This is a genomic window from Rahnella sp. AA, assembly GCF_002834385.1.
Lineage (GTDB): Bacteria > Pseudomonadota > Gammaproteobacteria > Enterobacterales > Enterobacteriaceae > Rahnella.
Window position 1 is genome coordinate 1 of the sequence record NZ_PITQ01000007.1, and the last position, 22,554, is coordinate 22,554.

Annotated in this window: 18 protein-coding genes, 2 tRNA genes and 3 rRNA genes; 12 read left to right on the forward strand and 11 right to left on the reverse strand. The window is 50.1% G+C overall.

The annotated features are described in order from the left end of the window. From CWS43_RS16715 to rrf (CWS43_RS16730), 4 genes are all read left to right on the forward strand, one after another. Positions 1-238 (forward strand): 23S ribosomal RNA (locus CWS43_RS16715); the annotation flags it as partial. A gap of 124 nt (positions 239-362) precedes the next feature. Beyond that, positions 363-478: ribosomal RNA gene (gene rrf / locus CWS43_RS16720) — 5S ribosomal RNA — on the forward strand. Positions 479-528: 50 nt separating this feature from the next. Then, a tRNA-Thr gene (locus CWS43_RS16725) sits at positions 529-604 on the forward strand. Positions 605-640: 36 nt separating this feature from the next. Further along, positions 641-756 (forward strand): 5S ribosomal RNA (rrf, locus tag CWS43_RS16730). A gap of 159 nt (positions 757-915) precedes the next feature. On the opposite strand, the gene actP is transcribed toward rrf (CWS43_RS16730), so the two are convergent. Genes actP through acs form a run of 3 tightly spaced genes read right to left on the reverse strand, consistent with a single transcriptional unit; the run spans position 916 to position 4,907 of the window. After that, positions 916-2,583 carry a cation/acetate symporter ActP gene (actP, locus tag CWS43_RS16735; protein WP_101078241.1) on the reverse strand — a complete coding sequence of 556 codons (1,668 nt, stop codon included), beginning with the start codon at positions 2,581-2,583 and terminating at the stop codon, positions 916-918. Continuing rightward, positions 2,580-2,891 (reverse strand): DUF485 domain-containing protein, encoded by a 312-nt coding sequence (locus tag CWS43_RS16740; RefSeq protein ID WP_101078242.1) that lies wholly within the window; start codon positions 2,889-2,891, stop codon positions 2,580-2,582. The genes actP and CWS43_RS16740 overlap by 4 nt, the downstream gene beginning before the upstream one ends. A gap of 54 nt (positions 2,892-2,945) precedes the next feature. Then, on the reverse strand, positions 2,946-4,907 hold the full coding sequence (acs, locus tag CWS43_RS16745; protein ID WP_101078243.1) for an acetate--CoA ligase: 1,962 nt from the start codon (positions 4,905-4,907) through the stop codon (positions 2,946-2,948). Positions 4,908-5,422: 515 nt separating this feature from the next. Between acs and CWS43_RS16750 the strand changes: the two genes are divergently transcribed. The 5 genes from CWS43_RS16750 to CWS43_RS16770 all read left to right on the forward strand — a co-directional run bounded on the left by CWS43_RS16750 (position 5,423) and on the right by CWS43_RS16770 (position 10,699). After that, positions 5,423-6,004, forward strand: coding sequence for a fimbrial protein (locus CWS43_RS16750; protein WP_101078244.1), 582 nt, complete (start codon positions 5,423-5,425; stop codon positions 6,002-6,004). A 194-nt stretch (positions 6,005-6,198) separates the two neighbouring features. Next, a complete protein-coding gene (locus CWS43_RS16755) occupies positions 6,199-8,601 on the forward strand; it encodes a fimbria/pilus outer membrane usher protein (protein ID WP_232777037.1) in 2,403 nt (800 codons plus the stop codon). Positions 8,602-8,636: 35 nt separating this feature from the next. Beyond that, complete coding sequence (locus tag CWS43_RS16760) at positions 8,637-9,374, forward strand: molecular chaperone (RefSeq protein ID WP_101078513.1); 738 nt, start codon at positions 8,637-8,639, stop codon at positions 9,372-9,374. 54 nt (positions 9,375-9,428) lie between these two features. Continuing rightward, entirely contained in the window at positions 9,429-10,400 is a 972-nt protein-coding gene (locus tag CWS43_RS16765; protein ID WP_101078246.1) for a fimbrial protein, read from the forward strand. 26 nt (positions 10,401-10,426) lie between these two features. Next, positions 10,427-10,699, forward strand: a complete 273-nt coding sequence (locus tag CWS43_RS16770) for a helix-turn-helix domain-containing protein (protein ID WP_101078247.1) — start codon at positions 10,427-10,429, stop codon at positions 10,697-10,699. 23 nt (positions 10,700-10,722) lie between these two features. Here the strand turns inward: CWS43_RS16770 and CWS43_RS16775 are convergent, their stop codons facing one another. The 8 genes from CWS43_RS16775 to aspA form a co-directional block, all read right to left on the reverse strand. Next, a complete protein-coding gene (locus CWS43_RS16775; protein WP_101078248.1) occupies positions 10,723-11,280 on the reverse strand; it encodes a FidL-like protein in 558 nt (185 codons plus the stop codon). Beyond that, complete coding sequence (locus tag CWS43_RS16780; protein WP_101078249.1) at positions 11,270-12,148, reverse strand: winged helix-turn-helix domain-containing protein; 879 nt, start codon at positions 12,146-12,148, stop codon at positions 11,270-11,272. The genes CWS43_RS16775 and CWS43_RS16780 overlap by 11 nt, the downstream gene beginning before the upstream one ends. Positions 12,149-12,410: 262 nt before the next feature. Further along, positions 12,411-13,436: a S66 peptidase family protein gene (locus CWS43_RS16785; protein ID WP_101078250.1), complete on the reverse strand. Its 1,026-nt coding sequence runs from the start codon at positions 13,434-13,436 to the stop codon at positions 12,411-12,413. 247 nt (positions 13,437-13,683) lie between these two features. Further along, positions 13,684-13,759 (reverse strand) — tRNA-Phe (locus CWS43_RS16790). A 129-nt stretch (positions 13,760-13,888) separates the two neighbouring features. Beyond that, the gene (locus tag CWS43_RS16795; protein WP_101078251.1) at positions 13,889-14,464 is read right to left on the reverse strand and encodes a transcriptional regulator; all 576 of its coding nucleotides are present in this window, start codon (positions 14,462-14,464) and stop codon (positions 13,889-13,891) included. Positions 14,465-14,507: 43 nt separating this feature from the next. Beyond that, positions 14,508-16,244, reverse strand: a complete 1,737-nt coding sequence (locus CWS43_RS16800; protein WP_101078252.1) for a protein-disulfide reductase DsbD — start codon at positions 16,242-16,244, stop codon at positions 14,508-14,510. Positions 16,245-16,448: 204 nt separating this feature from the next. Further along, a complete protein-coding gene (locus tag CWS43_RS16805; RefSeq protein ID WP_101078253.1) occupies positions 16,449-17,750 on the reverse strand; it encodes an anaerobic C4-dicarboxylate transporter in 1,302 nt (433 codons plus the stop codon). A gap of 134 nt (positions 17,751-17,884) precedes the next feature. Continuing rightward, positions 17,885-19,321, reverse strand: coding sequence for an aspartate ammonia-lyase (gene aspA / locus CWS43_RS16810; RefSeq protein ID WP_101078254.1), 1,437 nt, complete (start codon positions 19,319-19,321; stop codon positions 17,885-17,887). 373 nt (positions 19,322-19,694) lie between these two features. On the opposite strand from aspA, the gene CWS43_RS16815 reads away from it, so the two are divergent. From CWS43_RS16815 to groL, 3 genes are all read left to right on the forward strand, one after another. After that, complete coding sequence (locus tag CWS43_RS16815; protein WP_101078255.1) at positions 19,695-20,186, forward strand: FxsA family protein; 492 nt, start codon at positions 19,695-19,697, stop codon at positions 20,184-20,186. A 211-nt stretch (positions 20,187-20,397) separates the two neighbouring features. Then, positions 20,398-20,691 carry a co-chaperone GroES gene (locus CWS43_RS16820; RefSeq protein ID WP_009636718.1) on the forward strand — a complete coding sequence of 98 codons (294 nt, stop codon included), beginning with the start codon at positions 20,398-20,400 and terminating at the stop codon, positions 20,689-20,691. A gap of 53 nt (positions 20,692-20,744) precedes the next feature. Further along, a complete protein-coding gene (gene groL / locus CWS43_RS16825; RefSeq protein ID WP_101078256.1) occupies positions 20,745-22,391 on the forward strand; it encodes a chaperonin GroEL in 1,647 nt (548 codons plus the stop codon). Positions 22,392-22,554: the final 163 nt, after the last annotated feature.

The window sequence follows — 22,554 nt, forward strand, 5'->3', positions numbered from 1 at the left end:
CGGAGTGGACGCATCACTGGTGTTCGGGTTGTCATGCCAATGGCATTGCCCGGTAGCTAAATGCGGAAAAGATAAGCGCTGAAAGCATCTAAGCGCGAAACTTGCCTCGAGATGAGTCTTCCCTGTGACTTTAAGTCACCTGAAGGGACGTTTAAGACTAAGACGTTGATAGGCTGGGTGTGTAAGTGCAGCGATGCATTGAGCTAACCAGTACTAATGACCCGAGAGGCTTAACCTTACAACACCAAAGGTGTTTTAGATGGGCTCTGTGAATAACCAGAGATTTTTCAGCGAAATGTTCCGAGATTGGTTCGTAGTGCAAGCCTGAAGCAGGGTGAGCGTTATGAATGAAACAGAATTTGCCTGGCGGCAATAGCGCGGTGGTCCCACCTGACCCCATGCCGAACTCAGAAGTGAAACGCCGTAGCGCCGATGGTAGTGTGGGGTCTCCCCATGCGAGAGTAGGGAACTGCCAGGCATCAAATTAGTAAAGTTTGCTATTAAGCAGGCTGTTATAAGAATAAGCGTGCTGATATGGCTCAGTTGGTAGAGCGCACCCTTGGTAAGGGTGAGGTCCCCAGTTCGACTCTGGGTATCAGCACCAGTAATAAGCGTAGAGTTCGGTAAATTACAGAATTTGCCTGGCGGCAACAGCGCGGTGGTCCCACCTGACCCCATGCCGAACTCAGAAGTGAAACGCCGTAGCGCCGATGGTAGTGTGGGGTCTCCCCATGCGAGAGTAGGGAACTGCCAGGCATCAAATAAGTGGAAAGCCCTGTACTGATGTACAGGGCTTTTTGCTATTCAAAATTTGAAACGCGCAATGGAAAAATTGGTCAACAACTCTGATTTTCCAGTCATTAAAGAAAAGGCCATCCGAGAGGATGGCCTTTTTGCTTTTGTCTGCGTAAAAAATCAGTGATTAGAGCTTTGCGAGATACCAATCCCTGTCTGTGAACGAACAAACTGAGGATAGAAACGTTCTCTCTCTTTTTGTCCTTCAACAGAATTGTCGGTAATTGAGAAGAACCAGGTTCCCACAAAGGCAACAATCATTGAGAAGAGAGCCGGATATTCGTAAGGATAGATTGGCTTCGCGTGTCCTAAAATCTGCACCCAAATCGTTGGACCCAGAATCATCAGTATCACGGCCGTCAGTAACCCCAGCCACCCACCTATCATCGCGCCGCGAGTCGTCAATTTAGCCCAATACATCGACAGAAGAATAATCGGGAAATTACAGCTTGCTGCGATGGAGAATGCCAGGCCCACCATGAAAGCAATGTTCTGTTTTTCAAACAAAATACCCAAAGCGATGGCCACAATGCCGAGAACGATAACGGTGATCTTTGAGACCCTTAGCTCATCGCGCTCCGTTGCCTTGCCATCTTTAATGACGCTGGCATAAAGATCATGGGAAACCGCCGATGCACCCGCTAGCGTTAATCCGGCAACGACGGCCAGTATGGTCGCGAAGGCCACTGCGGAGATGAAACCGAGGAAGAAGCTCCCACCGACGGCATCGGCCAGATGTACCGCAGCCATATTGTTGCCGCCGAGCAATACGCCGCTGGCATCTTTGAACGCAGGGTTTGAACTGACCAACACGATAGCGCCGAATCCGATAATGAAGGTCAGGATATAGAAGTAACCAATGAAGCCAGTGGCATAAAATACGCTTTTACGGGCTTCCTTAGCATCATTAACGGTGAAAAAGCGCATGAGAATATGCGGCAAGCCTGCGGTACCGAACATCAGTGCAAGTCCCAGCGATAGTGCCGATATCGGGTCAGAAACCAGTCCTCCCGGGCTCATGATCGCAATACCTTTGGAATGTACTGCCACGGCCTGAGTAAAGAGGGTATTGAAGTTGAAACCGACGGATTTCATGACCATAACGGCCATGAACGTGGCACCAGCCAGTAACAGGATTGCTTTAATGATTTGCACCCAGGTCGTTGCCAGCATGCCGCCGAACAACACGTATAGCACCATCAGGATCCCAACCAGAATGACTGCGACATGGTAGTTCAGGCCAAACAGCAGCTGGATCAGCTTACCGGCACCCACCATTTGTGCAATAAGGTAAAGTGCGACAACCACCAGTGAACCGCAGGCCGAGAGCAGGCGAATGGGTTTTTGTTTCAAGCGGTATGAAGCGACGTCGGCGAAGGTGTATTTACCCAAATTTCGCAGACGTTCTGCGATCAGGAACAGGATAATTGGCCAGCCGATAAGGAAGCCTATGGAATAGATCAGGCCATCGTAACCTGAGGTATAAACCAGTGCGGAGATCCCAAGGAAAGACGCCGCTGACATAAAATCCCCGGCAATCGCCATCCCGTTTTGCAGCCCGGTAATTCGGCCGCCAGCTGTGTAATAATCCTGACGGGAACGCGTCCGTTTAGCTGCCCAGTAGGTGATATAAAGCGTCGCACCCACAAACAAAACGAACATCACTATCGCTTCAATATTAAGAGGCTGGCGTTTTACCTCGCCTGCAATTCCTTCTGCTGCAAAAGCGCTGAAAGGCAAAGCCAGAGATAACATCAGGAAAAGGAGGGAGCTACGGCGTGCGATCATGGCTTAACCTCACGGATAATATCAGCCGTCAGCTGGTCAAACTCGCTGTTCGCGCGAATGACATAGATGCCAGTGAGGATGAAAGAAATCACGATCAGCCCGACGCCAACCGGAATACCCCGCGTGATTGTGGCGCCTTCATACAACGGCGTCCCCAGCCATTGCGGATCAAACGCAATTAGCAATATAAAAGCGACATATAGAACCAGCGTGATGCCTGACAAAAGCCAGGCAAAACGGCTGCGTTTTTGCACCAGTTCCCTGAAGCGCGGGTTACTTACAACTCTCTGATAAATGAGATCATTCATCTCAGTGACTCCTGTGAGGCATTGATAGAGTTCACCGCGCCAGGGCGGTGAAAATTATGACGGAACTTTCATTGATTGTTTTTCTTCCAACAATTTTTCAACTACGCCCGGATCTGCAAGCGTTGAGGTATCTCCCAGATTACTGGTGTCACCGGCTGCAATTTTGCGCAGAATGCGACGCATAATTTTGCCGGAACGGGTTTTAGGTAATGAATCAGTCCAGTGAAGAACGTCCGGTGTGGCGATGGACCCTATCTCTTTACGCACCCAGTTGCGTACTTCCGTATAGAGCTCCGGTGAAGGTTCTTCGCCATGATTCAGGGTGATGTAGGCATAAATAGCCTGGCCTTTGATGTTATGCGGAATCCCGACAACGGCGGCTTCTGCAATTTTTGGATGTGATACCAGTGCGGATTCAATTTCAGCGGTTCCCAGACGGTGGCCGGAGATATTCAGGACGTCATCCACACGGCCTGTGATCCAGTAATAGCCATCTTCGTCACGACGCGCGCCATCGCCGCTGAAATACATATTTTTGAAGGTAGAGAAATAGGTTTGCTCAAAGCGATCGTGGTCGCCAAACAGGGTGCGTGCCTGACCCGGCCAGGAATCTGTGATCACCAGATTGCCTTCGCACGCGCCTTCCTGCGGGACACCTTCATTATCGACCAGTGCGGGTTGCACACCGAAGAAAGGACGGGTTGCAGAACCCGCTTTTAGCTCCGTGGCACCTGGCAGCGGTGTGATCATGAAACCACCGGTTTCGGTCTGCCACCAGGTATCGACGATCGGGCACTGGCTGTTACCAATCGTTTTGTAGTACCACTCCCAGGCTTCCGGGTTAATCGGTTCGCCCACTGAACCCATGATCCGAAGCGAGGCGCGGCTGGTTCCTTCGACCGCTTTATCCCCTTCTGCCATCAATGCACGGATGGCGGTTGGCGCCGTATAAAGAATGTTTACTTTATGCTTATCAATGACCTGAGCCATGCGCGCTGGCGTCGGGTAATTTGGCACGCCTTCAAACATCAGGCTGATTGCGCCACACGCCAGCGGGCCGTAAAGCAGATAGCTGTGGCCAGTTACCCAGCCCACGTCGGCTGTACACCAGTAGATATCGCCGTCGTGGTAATCAAAGGTGTATTTGAAGGTCAGCGCTGCATAAACCAGATATCCGCCGGTGGTGTGTAATACGCCTTTAGGTTTACCGGTGGAGCCGGAGGTATAAAGGATAAACAGCGGGTCTTCCGCTTTCATTTCTTCAGCCGGGCAATCCGCCGGTACATCTTTTATTGCATCATGCCACCAGATGTCGCGGCCCTCTCTCCATTCGCCCTGTTTCCCGGTGCGTTTGAAAATAATGGAGTGCGTAATGCTGGTGATGGCCGGGTTTTTGAGGGCATCATCCACATTCTGTTTAAGCGGGATGGTGCGGCCTGCGCGCAATCCTTCATCGGCGGTGATCACGACTTTGGCATTGGAATCAATGATGCGGCCTGAAACGGCTTCCGGTGAGAAACCGGCAAAAATGACGGAATGCACTGCGCCGATACGGGCACAGGCCAGCATTGCCACGGCGGCTTCAGGCACCATAGGCATATAGATGGCGACAACATCGCCTTTCCTGACGCCAAGCCCTTTTAATACGTTGGCAAACTGGCAGACATCATGGTGAAGTTGTTGATAAGTGACGTGCTTATTTTCGGCTTGCGGGTCGTCACCTTCCCAAATAAGCGCAGTCTGATCGCCTTTTTCTGCTAAATGCCGGTCGAGGCAATTGGCGGTCAGATTGAGCGTGCCATCCTCAAACCAGCGGATATCGATATTCCCCGGCGCAAACGAGGTGTTTTTGACCTTAGTAAACGGCTTGATCCAGTCGAGTACCTTCGCCTGTTCTCCCCAAAAGGCATCGGGGTTTTCCACAGATTGCTGATAATACTGCTGATATTTTTCAGGTGTGATCAGGGCGCGTTCTGCCACAGAGGCAGGAATAGAATGCTTATGAATTTGGCTCATGGTTTTTCTCCTTTATTTTGTTAAATATATGTCAATCAAAAGTTAAGTGTAGTTTGCGTTAGAGCTTTGTTTGCTTTCTGGGGGGCAGATCACGCAAGAGGAGAAAAAACAGCAAGATATCTGCAACAACGGTGCGGAGCAGAGCACAGAAGCGAAAAGCAAAGCAGGGGCGGAGATGGTAGCATTTAGTTAAAAATAATGAATATAGATGTAATAATTTAGTTAAATAAAGCTTAAGTTATCTTTTTTAAGGCCTGGTTCTTTATTTACGCATAACATTTAATGTTAGTTATTTTTACTTATAAGTTAATTTACCTTTATAAATATGAGATTCGAAGATTAATCTGAGAGTAATATTCTTAATATTTGAATTAGTTGAATTATTATAACGTCAAATTAAAAATATCAGTATATTGATCTGGAAAGAGAGGGGTGCTCTCTTCGGTACAGCGAAAAATATCGCCTGTGAGCGTATTTGTCGTTTAATAGCTACCGTTAAATCTCAAGGACTTACTATGTTTAACGCTAAGAACAAGACACTGGTTATTGCTTTATCCACTTTAATTTCCGCCTCAGCTTTTGCTGATGACACCACAACGCCTCCGACCGGCACTGACCAGGGTTCAGGCCGTATTCATTTCACCGGTACCGTTATTAATGCGCCTTGCTCTATTGCTGCAGGCGATGAAGACATTAATGTTGATATGGGACAGGTAGCGAATAAAGTGCTGGAAAGCGGCAATAAATATTCTCAAAACGTTAACTACACCATCCATCTGCAAGACTGTGATCTGACCGCGCAAACTGCGGGTTCCGTTGAATATCCGGCGATGTCTAAAGTTGCCGTATCCTTCGCGGGGACGCCGGACAGCAGCGCCACTGAACTGCTGGCAAACACCGGCAGCGCGAAAGGTGCCGGAATCCGTCTCATTGATGCAAACGGCGATCTGCTGAAGGTCGGTGATACATCAAAAGACATTAATCTTGTGACGGGTAATAACGAGCTGGTATTTGCTGCGCGTGTAGAAGCCAACACTCAGCCAGTGTCCACCGGTACCATCGTTTCTCAGGCAACTTACGCCCTGAATTACAAATAAATATTGCTGTTATTTAGGGGAGTTTACTCCCCTTTATTTTCCGGATGCACCGGGATTCCGTGCTGGGTTTATAAAAATAAAAAAGTGATTTTATTATGTTGTTTGCGATGGACAGAACATCGACAAGGATAAGAATAACAACAGGGGTTATTATTTTCTTGTCGGGATGCTTTATTTCATTCAAAAGCCTGGCTGTGGAATTTAACGTTAACTTTATTGATTCTGCCGATCGCAATAATGTAGATCTTTCACGTTTTCAGGTGGCGAATTATACCGCGCCCGGCGAATATCTGCTGGATGTCGTGCTCAATGGCCGCACGCTGGGCGATCAGAGCCTGATTAAATATCTTCCTACCGAAGATAATAAAAACAGCCGTCTGTGCGTGCCACCTTCACTGGTGAATAAATTCGATCTGACCCAAACCGCGCAGGAGCAACTAACGCTCTGGCATCACGGTGAATGTACTTCCCTTGACCGTCAGAAAGAAATAACTGCGCGTTACGATCAGGAAAAACAAACGCTGAACATCAGTATCCCGCAGGCGTGGCTGACGTTTCACGATGAAAACTGGGTGCCGCCTTCACAGTGGGATAACGGTGTGAATGGCGTATTACTTGATTACAACCTGCTGGGCAGCCAATACATGCCGCAGAAGGGCGACAGCTCGACCAGTTTCAGCAGTTACGGGACGACCGGCTTCAACCTGGGGCCGTGGCGTGCCCGCGCGGATTATCAGTATTCCGCCGCCCGAACGTCAGGATCGCCCGCCAGCGATGCATTCACCTGGACGCAAACCTATCTGTTCCGTGCGTTACCTTCCATCGGCGCACGTCTGACCGGTGGGCAGACCTATTTCAGCTCAGACATTTTTGATTCTTTCCGCTTTGTCGGCGTTTCCGTCAACAGCGATCAGAGGATGCTGCCACCTTCGTTGCGCGGTTATGCACCACAGGTAACGGGTATCGCCAAAACCAACGCCAAAGTCAGTATCAGCCAGAATGGCCGGGTGATTTATCAGACTAACGTTTCCCCGGGGCCATTCGTCGTTCAGGATCTGACGGAAGCCGTACAGGGCGCGCTTGACGTTAAAATCGAAGAAGAAAATGGCAGCGTCACGACATACCAGATGACCACGGCGACGATCCCGTTTCTGACCCGCAAAGGCCAGATGCGTTTCAAGACGGCGATGGGGAAACCAACCACCGGCAGCAGCAACCATGTTTTGCAGCCGGGTTTTTACAGCGGAGAAATGTCGTGGGGCGCGCTCAATGATTTCTCAGTCTATGGCGGGCTGATTGCCACCACCGGTAACTATCAGGCTCAGGCGCTCGGCGTCGGGCAAAACTTGCAAAAGCTGGGCGCGGTATCTTTCGATGTCACGCGTTCCTCTGCGACGGTGCCCGTGGCGGGCAAGCAAACGGGTTTCAGTTATCGCGCCAACTATTCGAAACGCTTTGATTCCACCGGAAGCCAGATCACTTTTGCCGGTTATCGTTTCTCGGAAAAAACATTCATGTCGTTCAACCAGTATCTCGACAAGGTGAACGGCGACGGGTATTCCCGCGACGATAAACAAACTTATACGGTAACCGCCAACCAGTTTCTGCCGTGGCCGGCGATTACGTTGTATCTCTCGGCGACGCATAAGGTGTACTGGAACGAGGATCCCAGCAATAACTACAGCGTTTCCGTCAGCAAGATATTTGATATCGGACGATTTACCGGGATTTCCGGAACGTTGTCGGCCAGCAAGCTGAGATACCGCGATACCGATGAAAACCAGGTGTTCCTGTCATTCAGTTTGCCGTTGTCTTCCGGACAACAGATCAGCTATGACGCACAGCAGGATTCTCAGGGCGGCTTTTCGCAAACTGCATCTTATTACAACAGCCAGGATCCGAATAACAGCTGGCGCGTGGGCGCAGGCGGAAGCAGCCCTGACCTGCAAAAAGGTGACGGCGTTTTCCGCGCTAACTACCAGCATATGTCGCCGTACGGTCAGTTAGGCGTGAACGGCAGCGTAAAAAATAACGATTACCGCTCGGTAAACGCCAACTGGTACGGCTCATTTACGGCGACCGCAGCCGGAGCTGCGTTGCACCAGAGCAGCTCCGGCAGTGAGCCGCGCATGATGGTCTCAGCCGGAGTGAAAGGTATTCCGATCAGCGAAGGCGCGTCAGTGACGAATGATTACGGCATCGCCGTCGTGAACGGCGTCTCCAGCTATCAGACTTCTGATATCCGCGTCGACGTCAATCATCTGCCCGATGATGTGGAAGTTTACAGCTCGGTTGTCAGCAAAACCCTGACGGAAGGGGCGATCGGTTTCCGCAAAATCCGCGCGATTAAAGGCGAGCGCCTGATGGCCGTAATTCGTCTCGCTGACGGTAGCTATCCGCCATTGGGTTCGTCAGTGACGGACAACAGTTCCGGGTTTGAAGCCGGCCTGATCGGTGATGGCGGTCTGGCGTATCTGGCGGGGGTTTCCGGCGAGAAATCGCTGACCGTACGCTGGGGCGACGATCAGACATGCCGGATACAGGTACCTGCGCAGCCCGTGACCCGATCCGGCCAGGTGTTATTACCGTGCAGCTGAAAATTAACAAAGTGAATCAGGAAAGGAAAAGTCCGATGAAGAAGCAGATTTTACACACTGGCATGGCGTTACTGATGATGGCCAGTGTCGCCTGTCCGGCCATTGCGGCGATTAACCTTGATCGCACGCGCATCATTTTTAATGCCAATGACAAATCGGTCAGCGTCATGCTGGAGAACCAGAGTAAGGATTTGCCTTATCTGGCGCAGGTTTGGGTGGAGAATGCGCTGGGTGAAAAAATTACGTCTCCGCTGGTGGCGCTACCACCTATGCAGCGCATTGATGCGGGCCAGAAAAGCCAGATCCGCATACTTCAGTTACCGGAAACCGCCGCACTGCCGAAAGATCGCGAATCCTTATTTTATTTCAATGTGCGGGAAGTCCCGCCAAAAAGTGAAATGGCTAACGTGATGCAGGTGGCGATTCAGAGCCGCGTGAAACTTTTCTTCCGGCCCACCGAACTGCGCAAGTTGCTGAAGGGAAACTGGCAGGAACAGCTTCAGGTCAGCCGCCTTCAGGACGGTTTGAAACTGACCAACCCGACGCCGTTCTATATCACCGTCGGCTATCTGGGCAAGGACAATAAAGGCAACGTGCCGGGTTTTGACAGCGTGATGCTGGCCCCGTTTGCAACGGAATCCCTGACCGGTGGCCAGTATATCAGCGATCGGTACAGCCTGGGATATATGGACGACTACGGTGGTTTGCAGGTGAACGAGTACCAATGCCAGACGCCTCAGTGTCAGCGCATCAGCAAAGAAGGCAAACGCTAAGCCCGTATGAACGCCCGTATTTGAACCTGTTTATCTCATCGATAAGGGATTGTTATGTCTGAAATTTACCGGTTATCCGCTGGCAGGATAATATTAATTATTTTATTACTCTGTTTTTACCGCAGCGCGCTGGCGCTCGATTGCGTGGAAAAAGGAACCGGGATTGTCGACAAACCTGCAATCCCGGTCGGACAACTGGCGATACCGTCAAATGTGCCGGTGGGCACCAAAATCTGGGAATCTAATGACATTAACGTGACTGCGTACTGCGATAACGTTCTGGGTTCGATCATTGATGTGGTGCATTTCTACTTCAACCCGAAATCACAATCGATTGGCGAGGGTTTACTGCTGGGGGTGAGTTATAACGGGCAGGATCTCGAGCAAAATGAACAGCGTCTCAGTACCAATAGCACGCCCATCAAAAAAGGCCAAAACGTCACGGTAAACGTCACGTTCCGTTTATATATCAAAGTCAGCGGGAATGCGCCTTCCAGCGGCCATTATCAGGGCGCCGACCAGTTCACCGTATTCCAGCTCGATGGAAGCAAGGGGATTAACAAGACCCCAGGGGCCAAAAACCTGAAATATAACCTGTCGGGCTTACAGGGGATTCGCTTTCTGGCCTGCGGTTCTGATCTGAAAGTCTATCCAGAGTCTCAGATTGTTGATTTTGGCTCCATTCAAAGTACTACGCTGTCGCGATCGTCCGGTGTTTCACTGCCGTTTGCCATCAAGGCGGTAAAACAGGGGTGTCTGGACAATTTTTCGCTTCAGGCTGAGTTTTCGACTGCCAGTCCGTTACTCGATAACACGGCCATTGATCTGTCAAACGGTGCGAAGTTGATGCTTTACAACGATAAAGATCAGGCCATCACTTTCAACCGCTACGATAACTTTGCGGAATTGAACAATGTGAATGAGGTTACCAAAAACTTCACGGCAAAACTGAGTGCGATCCCTGGAAGGGAATTGTCGCTCGGGCAATTTGATGCGTCAGTGATCGTCAAGATTAACTACTACTGACTGCCGCTAATGAAAGGGAGAATCACATGCTAAGAACGGCAAAATTGCGCGCGCAGGCGCTTGAGGAACCTGTTTACTCTGCTCAGGCTCCGGAACTCATCGCGGAAGCACAAATTCATGCATTACTGCAAACCTTACGTGAAGATGCCGGATTAAGTAAAACCGAGCTGGCAAGGCGGTTGGGTATTACGCCGCCAGCGATAACCCGTCTTGAAAAACGCCCGGCTCAAGCCAGCTTCAGCACGCTGTCCCGGTACGCACAGGCTTGTGGGTTTCATCTGTATCTTTACTATAAATAAGGGAAACATAGGAAATACAGTTTTCAGAATCCTTTTTTGAAAACGCACAAAGTAATCGGGGACTGGTTGCTCTCTATCAGCATGGTGTTGTCGTCGTATTTCTTCAGCACCAGCGTATCCGTATGGCCTGTCAGGAAAAAACTGTTCATCAGCAGGAGGGATGATATACGCCAGTCCATATTGTCGATGCTGTCGATGTTAATCTGCGTGCTGGTCAGTGAATAAGTATCGGTCATTTTGCTCTCATGGACATAGTCATAGTAAATATTTCGCAGCAGTGTTTTTCGTTCAATGATGACACCTTCATTGTTATATAAATATCCTGTACCGCTCAGTGAAATCAGGATTTTTTTATTATCAAGAAAATTAAAATACAGAGAGCTGACCATTTTTGCTTTTTGATGATCATATTGTGCTTCTACTAACATATTACCCCTGCAGGGCGTGTTAACAGGGAATATAACACTGTCTTTATTTATGTGAATTCCATATAAAATAAAAACCAATAAAGGAAAGGCCGGAAGTAATGTGAAAAAGATCCCCATTTTACCCGGAGGTAACCGATTTTTATTACCTGTCATGCGTTGTCCTGTCATTTGCATAATAGCTTATGCAAATATTGATTTTATGGTTGTCACCGGTGCTGCATTGCGCGATGAAGTCACGGACTGAGCCAGTATTTATCGGCAACGAAAAACGCTCGCTTTGAAATATGAAGATATCCCCTGGCCGGCAGATGATTTTCTTCTTTTGAAGATACGTTTCTGCCAGATGCGCAAAATCACGTTTTTGGGACGAGATTACGGGCGCTGTTGAATACAAGTCGCAGTCACCTATCCTGGCGATTTTTAGCTCTGCCTTGGGATCCGCCAAATTATTATACAAAATGAATAGTGCCCATACGGTGAGTGCGGTAGTCACTAATGTACTAATAATAATGGAATGATTCACTTTTCCTTTCTGGTCTTCTGCTTCGGGTATTTCTCGCTCTGGCACTGATCCTGAATTTATCACTTCTCCGCTGAACGCAGCCGGAGGGGAAACATCGGGTGTTTTTGAGATTACATCATCAGATGTTTGAATCTCTTTCTGAAGGGGATAATCACCAGATACGGATTCAATAATGATTCCTTTGCTGATGATAAACCCGACCTTAGGCACTGTCGTAATCAACTCATTATCGTAGCCTAGCGTCGAAATCACTTTGCGTAATTTGCTGATGCAGTGATTGAGATTATTATTACTTGCTGTCAGGCCGTAGTCATCCCATACTTTTTTAAAAAATGTTTCACGATGAACAACAATGCCATGTTGCTCTATCAGTAATAATAAAATTCTCCGTGCAGGATTGGATACAGCGACCTTACTCTCAGCGTCGCTCAGCAAAGAAAGTGAGTTATCCTCTGGATTGAATACTATTTCATTTTCAATCAGATAAATCATTTGCATCCTTCGTCTCCCTGTTAAACATATCCTGTCTTACATTTTCATTCAGATAATTGGTACAGTGCTACCCTATCAGAATTTTACCCTGATATACCTCGTAAAGGGGCTGTCAGTATAAACCGTACTATTTAAAAGTCAGATTGTTGTCAGAAATATTTACATGCTGGCAATTTACGGCCTTAAAGGAGAGAGAAAAAAGGAAAGCTCGAGCCGGAGAGATATAAATCACGTACGGAATTTTAGTAGTACGTGATTTATGGGGGCATCAGGACAGGTACTGGCCGGTAATGTGGATCTGCTGGCGGTCAAAGTCGACAGCGATATCAACACCCAGCGGCAGGGTGAGCATCGGATGAGTATGGCAGCAGTCAAAGCCATCGACTAACGGGATATCCTGGCCGTTAAGGATTTCCAGCAGAACATCGGCGGGCTTTCTGCCTGTTCCGGCGTCATCGAATAATTCGTGCTTCCCGAGCAATATTGCACTGACGCGGTCGAAAACGCCATTGAGCTTTAGCATGGAGAATGAACGTTCGACGGTAGCGATATCTTTCAGACTGTCTTCGATAAATAAAATGTCGCCCTGACAGATTTCTGGCATATAAGGACTTCCCCAGATCCCCGAAAGGGTATTCAGATTGCCGCCGATGACGCGTCCTTCAATACGGCCCCTGCCCAGAAAACGGCAGGTATTGGCATACAAATGCTTAGCCCGAACCGGAGAAACATCATTCCAGTTGAGCTTTTCATCCGTCCAGTGTGAGGGCAGAGAATATCGATACGGCACGTCGTGACGATTCATCAGAACGTCTGTAAAAGACGCATAAGTCTCATCAGCCAGCGGGGGAAACTCGCCGAAAGAGGCAACCAACGCAGGGCCGTAAAAAGTGACCAGTCCGGTTTGTGCGTAAATGCCTGCCAGCAGAGCGGTGGTATCTGAATAACCAATAATGATTTTCGGGTCAGCGCGCAGTGCGTCGTAATCGAGATAAGGCAGCAGGGAGTTGGTGTTATTGCCACCGATGGTAGACATCACGCAACGCACCTGCGGATCACGAAACAGCTGATTTAATTCTTCTGCCCGCCGGGCAACCGATCCTGAACGGTAATAGTCTGACTCGCCGGTCAGCAACCCCGGTTTGAGCACAAAACCTTTCTCACGCAGGAAATCTCTACCGCGTGCAAAGCGGTTCGGCGCTGTGACAGTGACAGGAGATGAGGCGGAGAAAAAGCCAATCGTGTCCCCCGTTTTCAATGCCGGGGGGAATCGCGAAGTTACGGACGAAGGCATTCTATATCCTATAAATTTGCTCAATGTTCAACCTGCAATGTATCAGCTCGGCTGCAGGTTGAATATGGAAAATCAAAGGATTAATGCTACATAATGAAGTCTTCTGGCCTAACGTTTAAACAATATTGAACGGGAGTTTTGTGCAAATGAATCAAGGGATGAGAAGTCAGTCACTAAAGGAGAGTATGAAAAATTTTTGGAATTGCAGAAAGCAAAAAACCAGCCGTTAAGCTGGTTTCTTTAAATATGGTGCCCGGACTCGGAATCGAACCAAGGACACAGGGATTTTCAATCCCTTGCTCTACCGACTGAGCTATCCGGGCAACGGGGCGCATTAAACCGTATTGGGCATGTGTCGTCAACGGCTTTGTCATCTAAAACACATAAAAGAGGTTCGTTTGCTGGCTTTTCATTCAAAAATGGCGAAATGGCCTGTCTGGTGTCATAGAAAGTCAGGAAAGCGCACCATGTTCACGGCAGCGGGCGACATTCAAAACATCCTCTGCCAGACGCCGTGCAACTTCTACATCAATGAGCTGACGTTTGACCAATAGCTTACTCAGGCAGCCTTCGAGGATGAGTTCCATCTGCTGTGCAACCATTTCGGCGTCATCGGATCCCATTTCCTGGAGCAAAGACAGCGTGTAGTCGTAGGATGCCCGTTTCTGATTTTCGGCCAGTTGGTGAATAGGAGCGTCGCTCTCAGGGAAAAACGTACATGCCGCGATAAAGAGGCAGCCTGGATAACGCTGCTGGCGCACCTGTTCATCAAGAACTTTGTAACGTGCCAGTAATTTCTGCGCCGGGGTCAGCGTTTCATCCAGCATCAGCTGACGCCGCCAGATCTCAATTTGTTCTCCGTGATAGCGCAGGCTGTCATAGAGCAACGCTTCGGCATCCGGCCAGAAACGGCGCAGTTCATTGAGCGGAACGTCGACGAGTTCGGCGACGTTTTCCAGTGACAATGTTGCAAGGCCACGTTGTTCCAAGAGATTAAGGGTTTGATCGAGAACCTGTTCACGTAGCACGTTTGCCTCCTCACAATTCGCGTACTTCAAAATGTAGTGTCGTTTAAGGGCGGGTTTTCTGCAAATGTGCACTGAACTCAGTGGCATCCATAAAACCGGTCACCCGCGACTGTGGCAATTCATGACCATCGGGGCCGAAGAATAAAATCGTGGGCAAGCCCAGCACGTCAAGACGCTCTAACAGCGCCTTTTGCTCAGGTGAGTTTTGCGTGACATCGGCCTGAAGCAACAAAGTGCCCGCCAGTTCATTCTGCACCTCTGACGCAGAAAATGTATATTTTTCGAACTCTTTACAAGCTACGCACCAGTCGGCGTACAGATCCAACATGACGCGTTTGCCCTGTGCGCCCTGCAACGCGGCATTCAGTTCATCAACGCTATGGATTTTCTGGAAGTTTAGCGTGTGCTGTGGCCCGGATACGCTGCTGACGGGCGCAAAGGCCCAGTCCTGCAACGGGCGGCTGACGATAAGTGTGGCGGCGAGGAAAACCAGCTGCAGAACGCGCACGATGCCGCGCTGGCTTTTCAGGCTCAGCAGTAACGCCCAGCCAAAGAACGCGATGCCGAGCAGGCTCCACAGGCGCAATCCCCAGATATCGCCAATCACGCGCTCAAGCAGGAATACCGGCAGCGCCAGAATGACAAAACCGAACCCTTCTTTGACGTAATGCATCCACGGGCCGCTGCGTGGCAGCAGTTTATTCCCGAACAGGGTGACGATAATCAGCGGAATCCCCATCCCCAGTGCGTACAGATAAAGCGTGCCGGCACCGGCCAGCAGGTTTCCGCTTTGGGCGATGTACAAAAGGATTGCGCTCAGCGGTGCGGTGGTGCAGGGGGAACAAATCAGGCCCGCCAGCGCGCCCATGATAAAGACCCCCGGCAGCGAACCGCCTTTTTGTTCATTACTCCACAACGCCAGCCGGGTCTGAACGGATGACGGGAGTTGCAGGCTGAACGTCCCAAACATTGATAACGCCAGTGCGATAAACATCACGGATAAAACGATCAGCACCCACGGGCTTTGCAGCGCGGCCTGGAACTGCAAACCCGCTGCTGCGACGACCATTCCCAACAACGTGTACGTCAGTGCCATCCCTTGTACGTAAACCAGCGACAACAGAAAAATTCGCTTCATGCTGTGCGGACGCTGACGCCCGAGAATAATGCCGGAAATCAGCGGATACATCGGCAGTACGCACGGCGTGAACGCGATACCGATACCAATCAGCAACGCCCACAGCGGCGAGAACGGCAGCGGCGTTGATTCTTTTGCAGGCGTGGCTTCGACCGGCGTACGAGCTGATTCTGTGACGTTTGTGCTAGCTTTGACCGGCTCAGAAACTTTACTGAGCGGCACTTCGCGGGTTTCAGGCGGATAACAAAAGCCGGCAGCAGCGCAACCCTGGTAGGTGACCCGCACCGTCGCATCAGCGCTTGCCTCACGCAGCGGAACGACAATATTCAGCGCATTTTCGAAGACTTCACTGTCGCCGAAAAACTCATCGTGATGCTCACGTCCCTTCGGCAGGATAAACGCTGCCAACCGGGCATTCTTCGGTTCGATCTCAATCTTGCTGCGATATAAATAATAACCATCGCGGATCTGCCAGTTTAATTTCAGGTCATGGCCAGACTGCTGAAAATCAAAGCTGAATGCCTGATCGACAGGAACAAACTGTGGCGCTGCATGCTTACCAAATAACGATGCGTTTGCTTGCAGCGGCAAAAAACACAGGCTGCATAACAGAAAGAAAATTCGAAGAATGCGGTGATCCATGCGGAGTAAAGTTCTCTTTGTCGCGGCAGATGAACAGCCACTGGGTGATTCGACAGAAGATGCGGACGGCGTCATGCCGCAGCGCGTTAATGAAATGTGAGTATACCCTGTGCGAACACGGCGCAGAAAGCCTTGCCAGTACTTTACAAAAGCGGGGTGCGCGCAATGCAGGAAAGGCGGGGGCTGAGGCCCCCGTAAAAACTGTCAGAGAATAATACTGCCGAAACCAAACCCGAAAAGTACGGCGAGGAATACGCCGATAGTCCCGGGAATGAAGAACGGATGGTTGAAAACGAAACGCCCGATGCGGGTTGTGCCGGTATCATCCATTTGCACGGCAGCAACCAGTGTCGGGTAGGTCGGCAGGATAAATAATCCTGACACTGCGGCAAATGACCCTACGGCGGTCAGTGGTGAAACGCTTAACGCCAGCGCCATCGGCAGCAAGGCTTTCGTGGTGGCAGCCTGTGAGTACAACAGGGCTGAGCTGAAGAAGAAAATCACCGCCAGCAGCCACGGATGTGCCTGGATCAACGTGCCCGCTGTCTCTTTGATCCAGCCGAGATTTGCCTGCACAAAGGTGTCACCCAACCAGGCCACGCCGAGAATGCAAATACAGGCGCTCATGCCGGATTTAAAGGTGCTGGAGGTCAGAATCGAATCCGTATCAATACTGCACAGCAACGTAATTAAGGTAGCAACGCTAAGCATGATGATCAGGATTGCACTGTTAGTGGTCATGACGGGCTGCGAAACCCATCCCAGGCTCGGACTATTGATAACCGCATAACCGACTACGGTGAGAACCCCAAGCAGGAACAGTAATACCGAGAGTCTGGCCCCTCGCTTGATTTCCAACGATTTGTTGCCGCGCAATGCAATCAACCCTTCTTCGTAACGTTTGAGGTAAACCGGATCATTGGCGAGCTTTGAGTCAAAACACCCACTGACAATCAGCGACATCACAATCACTGCGGCCAGCGTCGAAGGGATCATCACCATCAGCAAATGCAAATAACTCACACCGTGGCTTTCCATCGTTGAGGCCATATAAACCACAGCGGCGGAAATCGGTGAGGCGGTGATGGCTATTTGCGCAGCAACGACCGCCGTTGAAAGCGGCCGGCAGGGTTTGATTCCTTGTTCTTTAGCCACTTCGGAAATCACCGGCAACGCAGAAAGTGAAATGTTGCCAGTACCCGCCATAATGGTCAGAAAATACGTGACGACCGGAGCCAGAATAGTGATGTGTTTGGGGTTGCGGCGCAGCAGTTTCTCGGTCTGCTGAACCAGATAATCCATCCCGCCCGCGACCTGCATGGTTGAGATGGCGGCGATAACTGCCATGATAATGGAGATAACATCAAAGGGGATCGTCCCTGGTTTTACGCCCATCAGCGAGAGCACCAGTACGCCAAGCCCACCGGCAAAACCAATTCCGATACCGCCTAAGCGCGCACCGAGGAAAATCGCAGCCAGCACAATAATAAGTTCAGTAATCAGCATGGTGTCCGTCCATATTCCCGGTATTCCTTAAATAAATGGAAAATAATCGCTATGGGTTGTTGTGGTTAGAAATGTAAAAAAGGCTCACTGTTCCGCAGAACAGCGAGCCTTCAGAAAGTCAGAAATGAGGCCTGTTACTGCTCATTTTCATCGGTATAACGTTTGGCTTTATATGCCGGATGTTTCAGGTTTTCGATAGAAAAAATGTCATCCAGTTCCGCTTCGGTCAGCAGGCCGCGCTCAAGTACCACTTCACGGACGCTTTTGCCCGTTTCGGCACAAATCTTCCCGACGATATCGCCGTTATGATGGCCAATGAACGGATTCAGATACGTGACGATGCCAATGGAGTTGAAGACGTAGAACTCGCACACTTCTTTGTTCGCCGTAATGCCGTTGATGCATTTTTCCAGCAGGTTGTAGCAGGCGTTCGTCAGGATATGCACCGACTCAAACATCGCCTGGCCGATGACCGGCTCCATGACGTTCAGCTGCAACTGGCCAGCTTCCGCTGCCATTGTGACGCACATGTCGTTACCGATGACTTTGAAGCAAACCTGGTTCACCACTTCAGGAATAACCGGGTTCACCTTGGCTGGCATGATCGAAGAGCCAGCCTGCAATTCCGGCAGGTTAATTTCGTTCAGACCCGCACGAGGGCCTGAAGAGAGCAGGCGAAGGTCATTACAGATTTTAGAAAGTTTCACTGCCAGGCGTTTCAGCGAGCTGTGAACCATGACGTAAGCGCCGCAGTCAGATGTCGCTTCAATCAGATCTTCAGCCGGGACGCAGGCCAGATTGCTGACTTCCGCCAGTTTCTGTACTGCCAGTTGCTGATAGCCTTCCGGCGTGTTCAGACGTGTCCCGATCGCCGTTGCCCCGAGGTTCACTTCCAGCAGTAATTCGCCGGTACGGATCAGATTGCGGGTTTCTTCTTTGAGCAGCACGTTGAATGCGTGGAATTCCTGGCCCAGCGTCATCGGAACCGCGTCCTGCAGCTGGGTGCGCCCCATTTTGATGATATTTTCGAACTCGACCGCTTTACGTTCAAAGCCATCACCCAGTTGGGAAATCGCATCCACCAGTTTTAGCAAAGAGGCGTAGACCGCGATACGAAAACCGGTAGGGTAGGCGTCATTGGTGGACTGGCATTTATTAAGGTGATCGTTGGGATTCAGGAACTGGTAATCGCCTTTCTGGTGGCCCATCAGCTCGAGACCGATGTTCGCCAGCACTTCATTCGTGTTCATATTTACCGAGGTACCCGCACCGCCCTGATAGACGTCGATGGGGAACTGGTCCATGCACTTACCTTTATCAAGCACTTCGTCGCAAGCCTGGATAATGATATCCGCGATATGGCGTGGGATAGTACGCAGCTCTTTGTTCGCCAGAGCGGCTGCCTTTTTCACCATAACCATGCCACGAACAAACTCAGGCACATCGCTGATCTTGGTATTGCTGATATAGAAGTTTTCAATCGCCCGCAGGGTATGAATGCCGTAATAAGCTTCTGCCGGTACTTCACGCGTGCCCAGCAGGTCTTCCTCGATACGAATGGTGTTTGACATGAGAACCTTCTCTTCGGTACTGAATGCGTTATGCGATGTTTAAAATTATGTTACTAGCTGTGGTGAATTTAAAACGATCAACCGTTGTTTCCACAACGAAGGCGATCATATGCTGCTTCCGGGGAATTGCACGTACTAAGATCACTATCCTGCCCCATGATTGTGCATGTTTTTAGTATCTGTGAGAATTCTCACAATTCATTTACCTGCTCAATTAAATCAGGTCCGGCGCTTGAAATCACTGTGATACAGCACCATCTCAGTGTAGTCAGCCTGCATTTCTTTGAGAGCAAAGATCCCCGCAGGCACCTATTTCTGGTTGTGAAATGCCTCTGTATCAGGGCTTTCGGGACCTCATTACAAGGAGAATGCGGTGCGCTGGTTACCGTTATTATTGTTATTCCTGCTGGCTTATATTGAAATCACCTTATTTATCAAGGTGGCCGCAGTCGTTGGCGTCGCCACGACGTTGTTGCTGGTGGTATTCACCTCCTGCGTGGGCGTCTCTCTGGTGAAAAATCAGGGGATGAAAACCTTTATGCAGTTGCAGCAAAAACTGGCCATGGGTGAAAGCCCGGCGGCTGAGATGGTGAAAAGTGTTTCACTGGTCATCGCCGGTTTTCTGTTGCTGGTGCCGGGCTTCTTTACGGATTTCCTCGGTTTGCTACTGTTGCTGCCTCCCGTCCAGAAGAGACTGACGCTTAAGCTGATGCCCCATCTGAATATTGTCCGCTCCGGGGGCAACTGGGGGAGCAGTGCGCCGACAGGAAATACATTTGACGGCGAGTTTCAGCGTACAGATGAAACTCAAGAACGTCTTATTTCGCCAAAAAAAGATGACGACACAGAGCATCGCGACCGCTAATCTCTGTGGCCTTGATTGTTAATACATTGTTGGAAGCTGCTTTCAGGCGTTTTTTTTAGACTGAGAGATGAAAGAAAAAGCGAAAATTTTCTGTGCTTCCCCTTGAAGGGCTGCGTATCGCCCCCATTAAACAAACCACGAGGCCGGGCAGACATCTGTCAGGCATTCAACCCTAAAAATAGATATGGACCCGCTCACAGGAGAGTTATCAATGAAAATTCGTCCATTGCATGACCGCGTTATCGTCAAGCGTAAAGAAGTAGAATCTAAATCCGCTGGCGGCATCGTTCTGACTGGCTCAGCTGCAGGTAAATCTACCCGTGGCGAAATCCTGGCTGTCGGCCATGGTCGCATTCTGGAAAATGGTGAAGTTAAAGCGCTGGATGTGAAAGTTGGCGATATCGTCATTTTCAACGATGGCTACGGCGTGAAAGCTGAGAAGATCGACAATGAAGAAGTGTTGATCATGTCTGAAAGCGACATTCTGGCAATCGTAGAAGCCTGATCGTCCCCCGATCCACTTTTTTCTGAACAGAACGAATTTAAGGGAAATTAACAATGGCAGCTAAAGAAGTAAAATTCGGTAACGACGCCCGTGTGAAAATGCTGCGTGGCGTAAACATCCTTGCTGATGCAGTAAAAGTGACCCTGGGCCCTAAAGGCCGCAACGTGGTTTTGGACAAATCTTTCGGCGCTCCAACCATCACTAAAGACGGCGTGTCCGTTGCGCGTGAAATCGAACTGGAAGATAAGTTCGAAAACATGGGCGCACAGATGGTGAAAGAAGTGGCGTCCAAAGCGAACGATGCCGCGGGTGACGGTACCACTACCGCAACCGTTCTGGCACAAGCCATCATCACTGAAGGCCTGAAAGCCGTTGCCGCGGGCATGAACCCGATGGATCTGAAACGCGGGATCGACAAAGCAGTTATCCACGCTGTTGAAGAGCTGAAAAAACTGTCTGTACCTTGCTCTGATTCTAAAGCAATTGCACAGGTAGGGACCATCTCTGCTAACTCCGACGAAACCGTTGGTAAACTCATCGCTGAAGCGATGGAAAAAGTCGGCAAAGAAGGCGTCATCACCGTTGAAGAAGGCACTGGCCTGCAAGACGAACTGGACGTTGTTGAAGGTATGCAGTTCGATCGCGGTTACCTGTCTCCATACTTCATCAACAAACCAGAAACCGGTTCAATCGAACTGGAAAGCCCGTTCATTTTGCTGGCTGACAAAAAGATTTCTAACATTCGCGAAATGCTGCCAGTACTGGAAGCCGTTGCTAAAGCCGGTAAACCACTGCTGATCATTGCTGAAGACGTTGAAGGTGAAGCCCTGGCGACTCTGGTTGTGAACACTATGCGTGGCATCGTGAAAGTGGCTGCGGTTAAAGCACCTGGCTTCGGCGACCGCCGTAAAGCGATGTTGCAGGATATCGCAACCCTGACTGGCGGTACCGTAATCTCTGAAGAGATCGGTCTGGAGCTGGAAAAAGCGACTCTGGAAGACATGGGTCAGGCTAAACGCGTTGTGATCAACAAAGACACCACCATCATCATCGATGGCGTTGGCGAAGAAGCAACCATTCAGGGCCGTGTATCTCAGATCCGTCAGCAGATTGAAGAAGCGACCTCTGATTACGACCGTGAAAAACTGCAAGAGCGTGTGGCTAAACTGGCAGGCGGCGTAGCTGTTCTGAAAGTTGGTGCAGCGACTGAAGTTGAAATGAAAGAGAAGAAAGCCCGCGTTGAAGATGCCCTGCACGCAACCCGTGCTGCGGTTGAAGAAGGCGTGGTTGCCGGTGGTGGTGTTGCGCTGGTTCGCGTTGCTCACACCCTGGCTAACCTGACTGGCGACAACGACGATCAGAACGTGGGTATCCGCGTTGCTCTGCGCGCAATGGAAGCTCCACTGCGCCAGATCGTTGTGAACGCAGGCGAAGAAGCTTCTGTTATCGCAAACACCGTTAAAGCAGGCGAAGGTAGCTTCGGTTACAACGCTTACACTGAACAGTACGGCGACATGATCGCAATGGGTATCCTGGATCCAACTAAAGTAACCCGTTCTGCTCTGCAGTACGCGTCTTCTGTCGCTGGCCTGATGATCACCACTGAATGCATGATCACCGACCTGCCTAAAGACGATAAAGTCGATATGGGCGGCGCTGGCGGTATGGGTGGCATGGGCGGTATGGGCGGCATGATGTAATAATCATTCCCCTGCGCTTATCCGCAGGTACGCAAGAACTGCGGGCATTTCTGCTCTCTGATCTCACGTACTGAAAAAGCCCGGTCTGAAAAGATCGGGTTTTTTTATTTGACCATTTTTTATCAGGTTCAGTAAGATAACTCTCATTGTCTCCCGCGTTTAA

Excerpts from the sequence above, each read along its gene's own strand:
- CWS43_RS16770 (WP_101078247.1), top strand. The coding sequence starts at position 10,427 with ATGCTAAGAACGGCAAAATTGCGCGCGCAGGCGCTTGAGGAACCTGTT.
- CWS43_RS16805 (WP_101078253.1), bottom strand. The coding sequence starts at position 17,750 with ATGCTGATTACTGAACTTATTATTGTGCTGGCTGCGATTTTCCTCGGT.
- aspA (WP_101078254.1), bottom strand. The coding sequence starts at position 19,321 with ATGTCAAACACCATTCGTATCGAGGAAGACCTGCTGGGCACGCGTGAA.
- CWS43_RS16775 (WP_101078248.1), bottom strand. The coding sequence starts at position 11,280 with ATGACAGGTAATAAAAATCGGTTACCTCCGGGTAAAATGGGGATCTTT.
- CWS43_RS16760 (WP_101078513.1), top strand. The coding sequence starts at position 8,637 with ATGAAGAAGCAGATTTTACACACTGGCATGGCGTTACTGATGATGGCC.
- groL (WP_101078256.1), top strand. The coding sequence starts at position 20,745 with ATGGCAGCTAAAGAAGTAAAATTCGGTAACGACGCCCGTGTGAAAATG.
- CWS43_RS16820 (WP_009636718.1), top strand. The coding sequence starts at position 20,398 with ATGAAAATTCGTCCATTGCATGACCGCGTTATCGTCAAGCGTAAAGAA.
- CWS43_RS16800 (WP_101078252.1), bottom strand. The coding sequence starts at position 16,244 with ATGGATCACCGCATTCTTCGAATTTTCTTTCTGTTATGCAGCCTGTGT.
- CWS43_RS16780 (WP_101078249.1), bottom strand. The coding sequence starts at position 12,148 with ATGCAAATGATTTATCTGATTGAAAATGAAATAGTATTCAATCCAGAG.
- CWS43_RS16740 (WP_101078242.1), bottom strand. The coding sequence starts at position 2,891 with ATGAATGATCTCATTTATCAGAGAGTTGTAAGTAACCCGCGCTTCAGG.
- actP (WP_101078241.1), bottom strand. The coding sequence starts at position 2,583 with ATGATCGCACGCCGTAGCTCCCTCCTTTTCCTGATGTTATCTCTGGCT.
- acs (WP_101078243.1), bottom strand. The coding sequence starts at position 4,907 with ATGAGCCAAATTCATAAGCATTCTATTCCTGCCTCTGTGGCAGAACGC.
- CWS43_RS16765 (WP_101078246.1), top strand. The coding sequence starts at position 9,429 with ATGTCTGAAATTTACCGGTTATCCGCTGGCAGGATAATATTAATTATT.
- CWS43_RS16785 (WP_101078250.1), bottom strand. The coding sequence starts at position 13,436 with ATGCCTTCGTCCGTAACTTCGCGATTCCCCCCGGCATTGAAAACGGGG.
- CWS43_RS16750 (WP_101078244.1), top strand. The coding sequence starts at position 5,423 with ATGTTTAACGCTAAGAACAAGACACTGGTTATTGCTTTATCCACTTTA.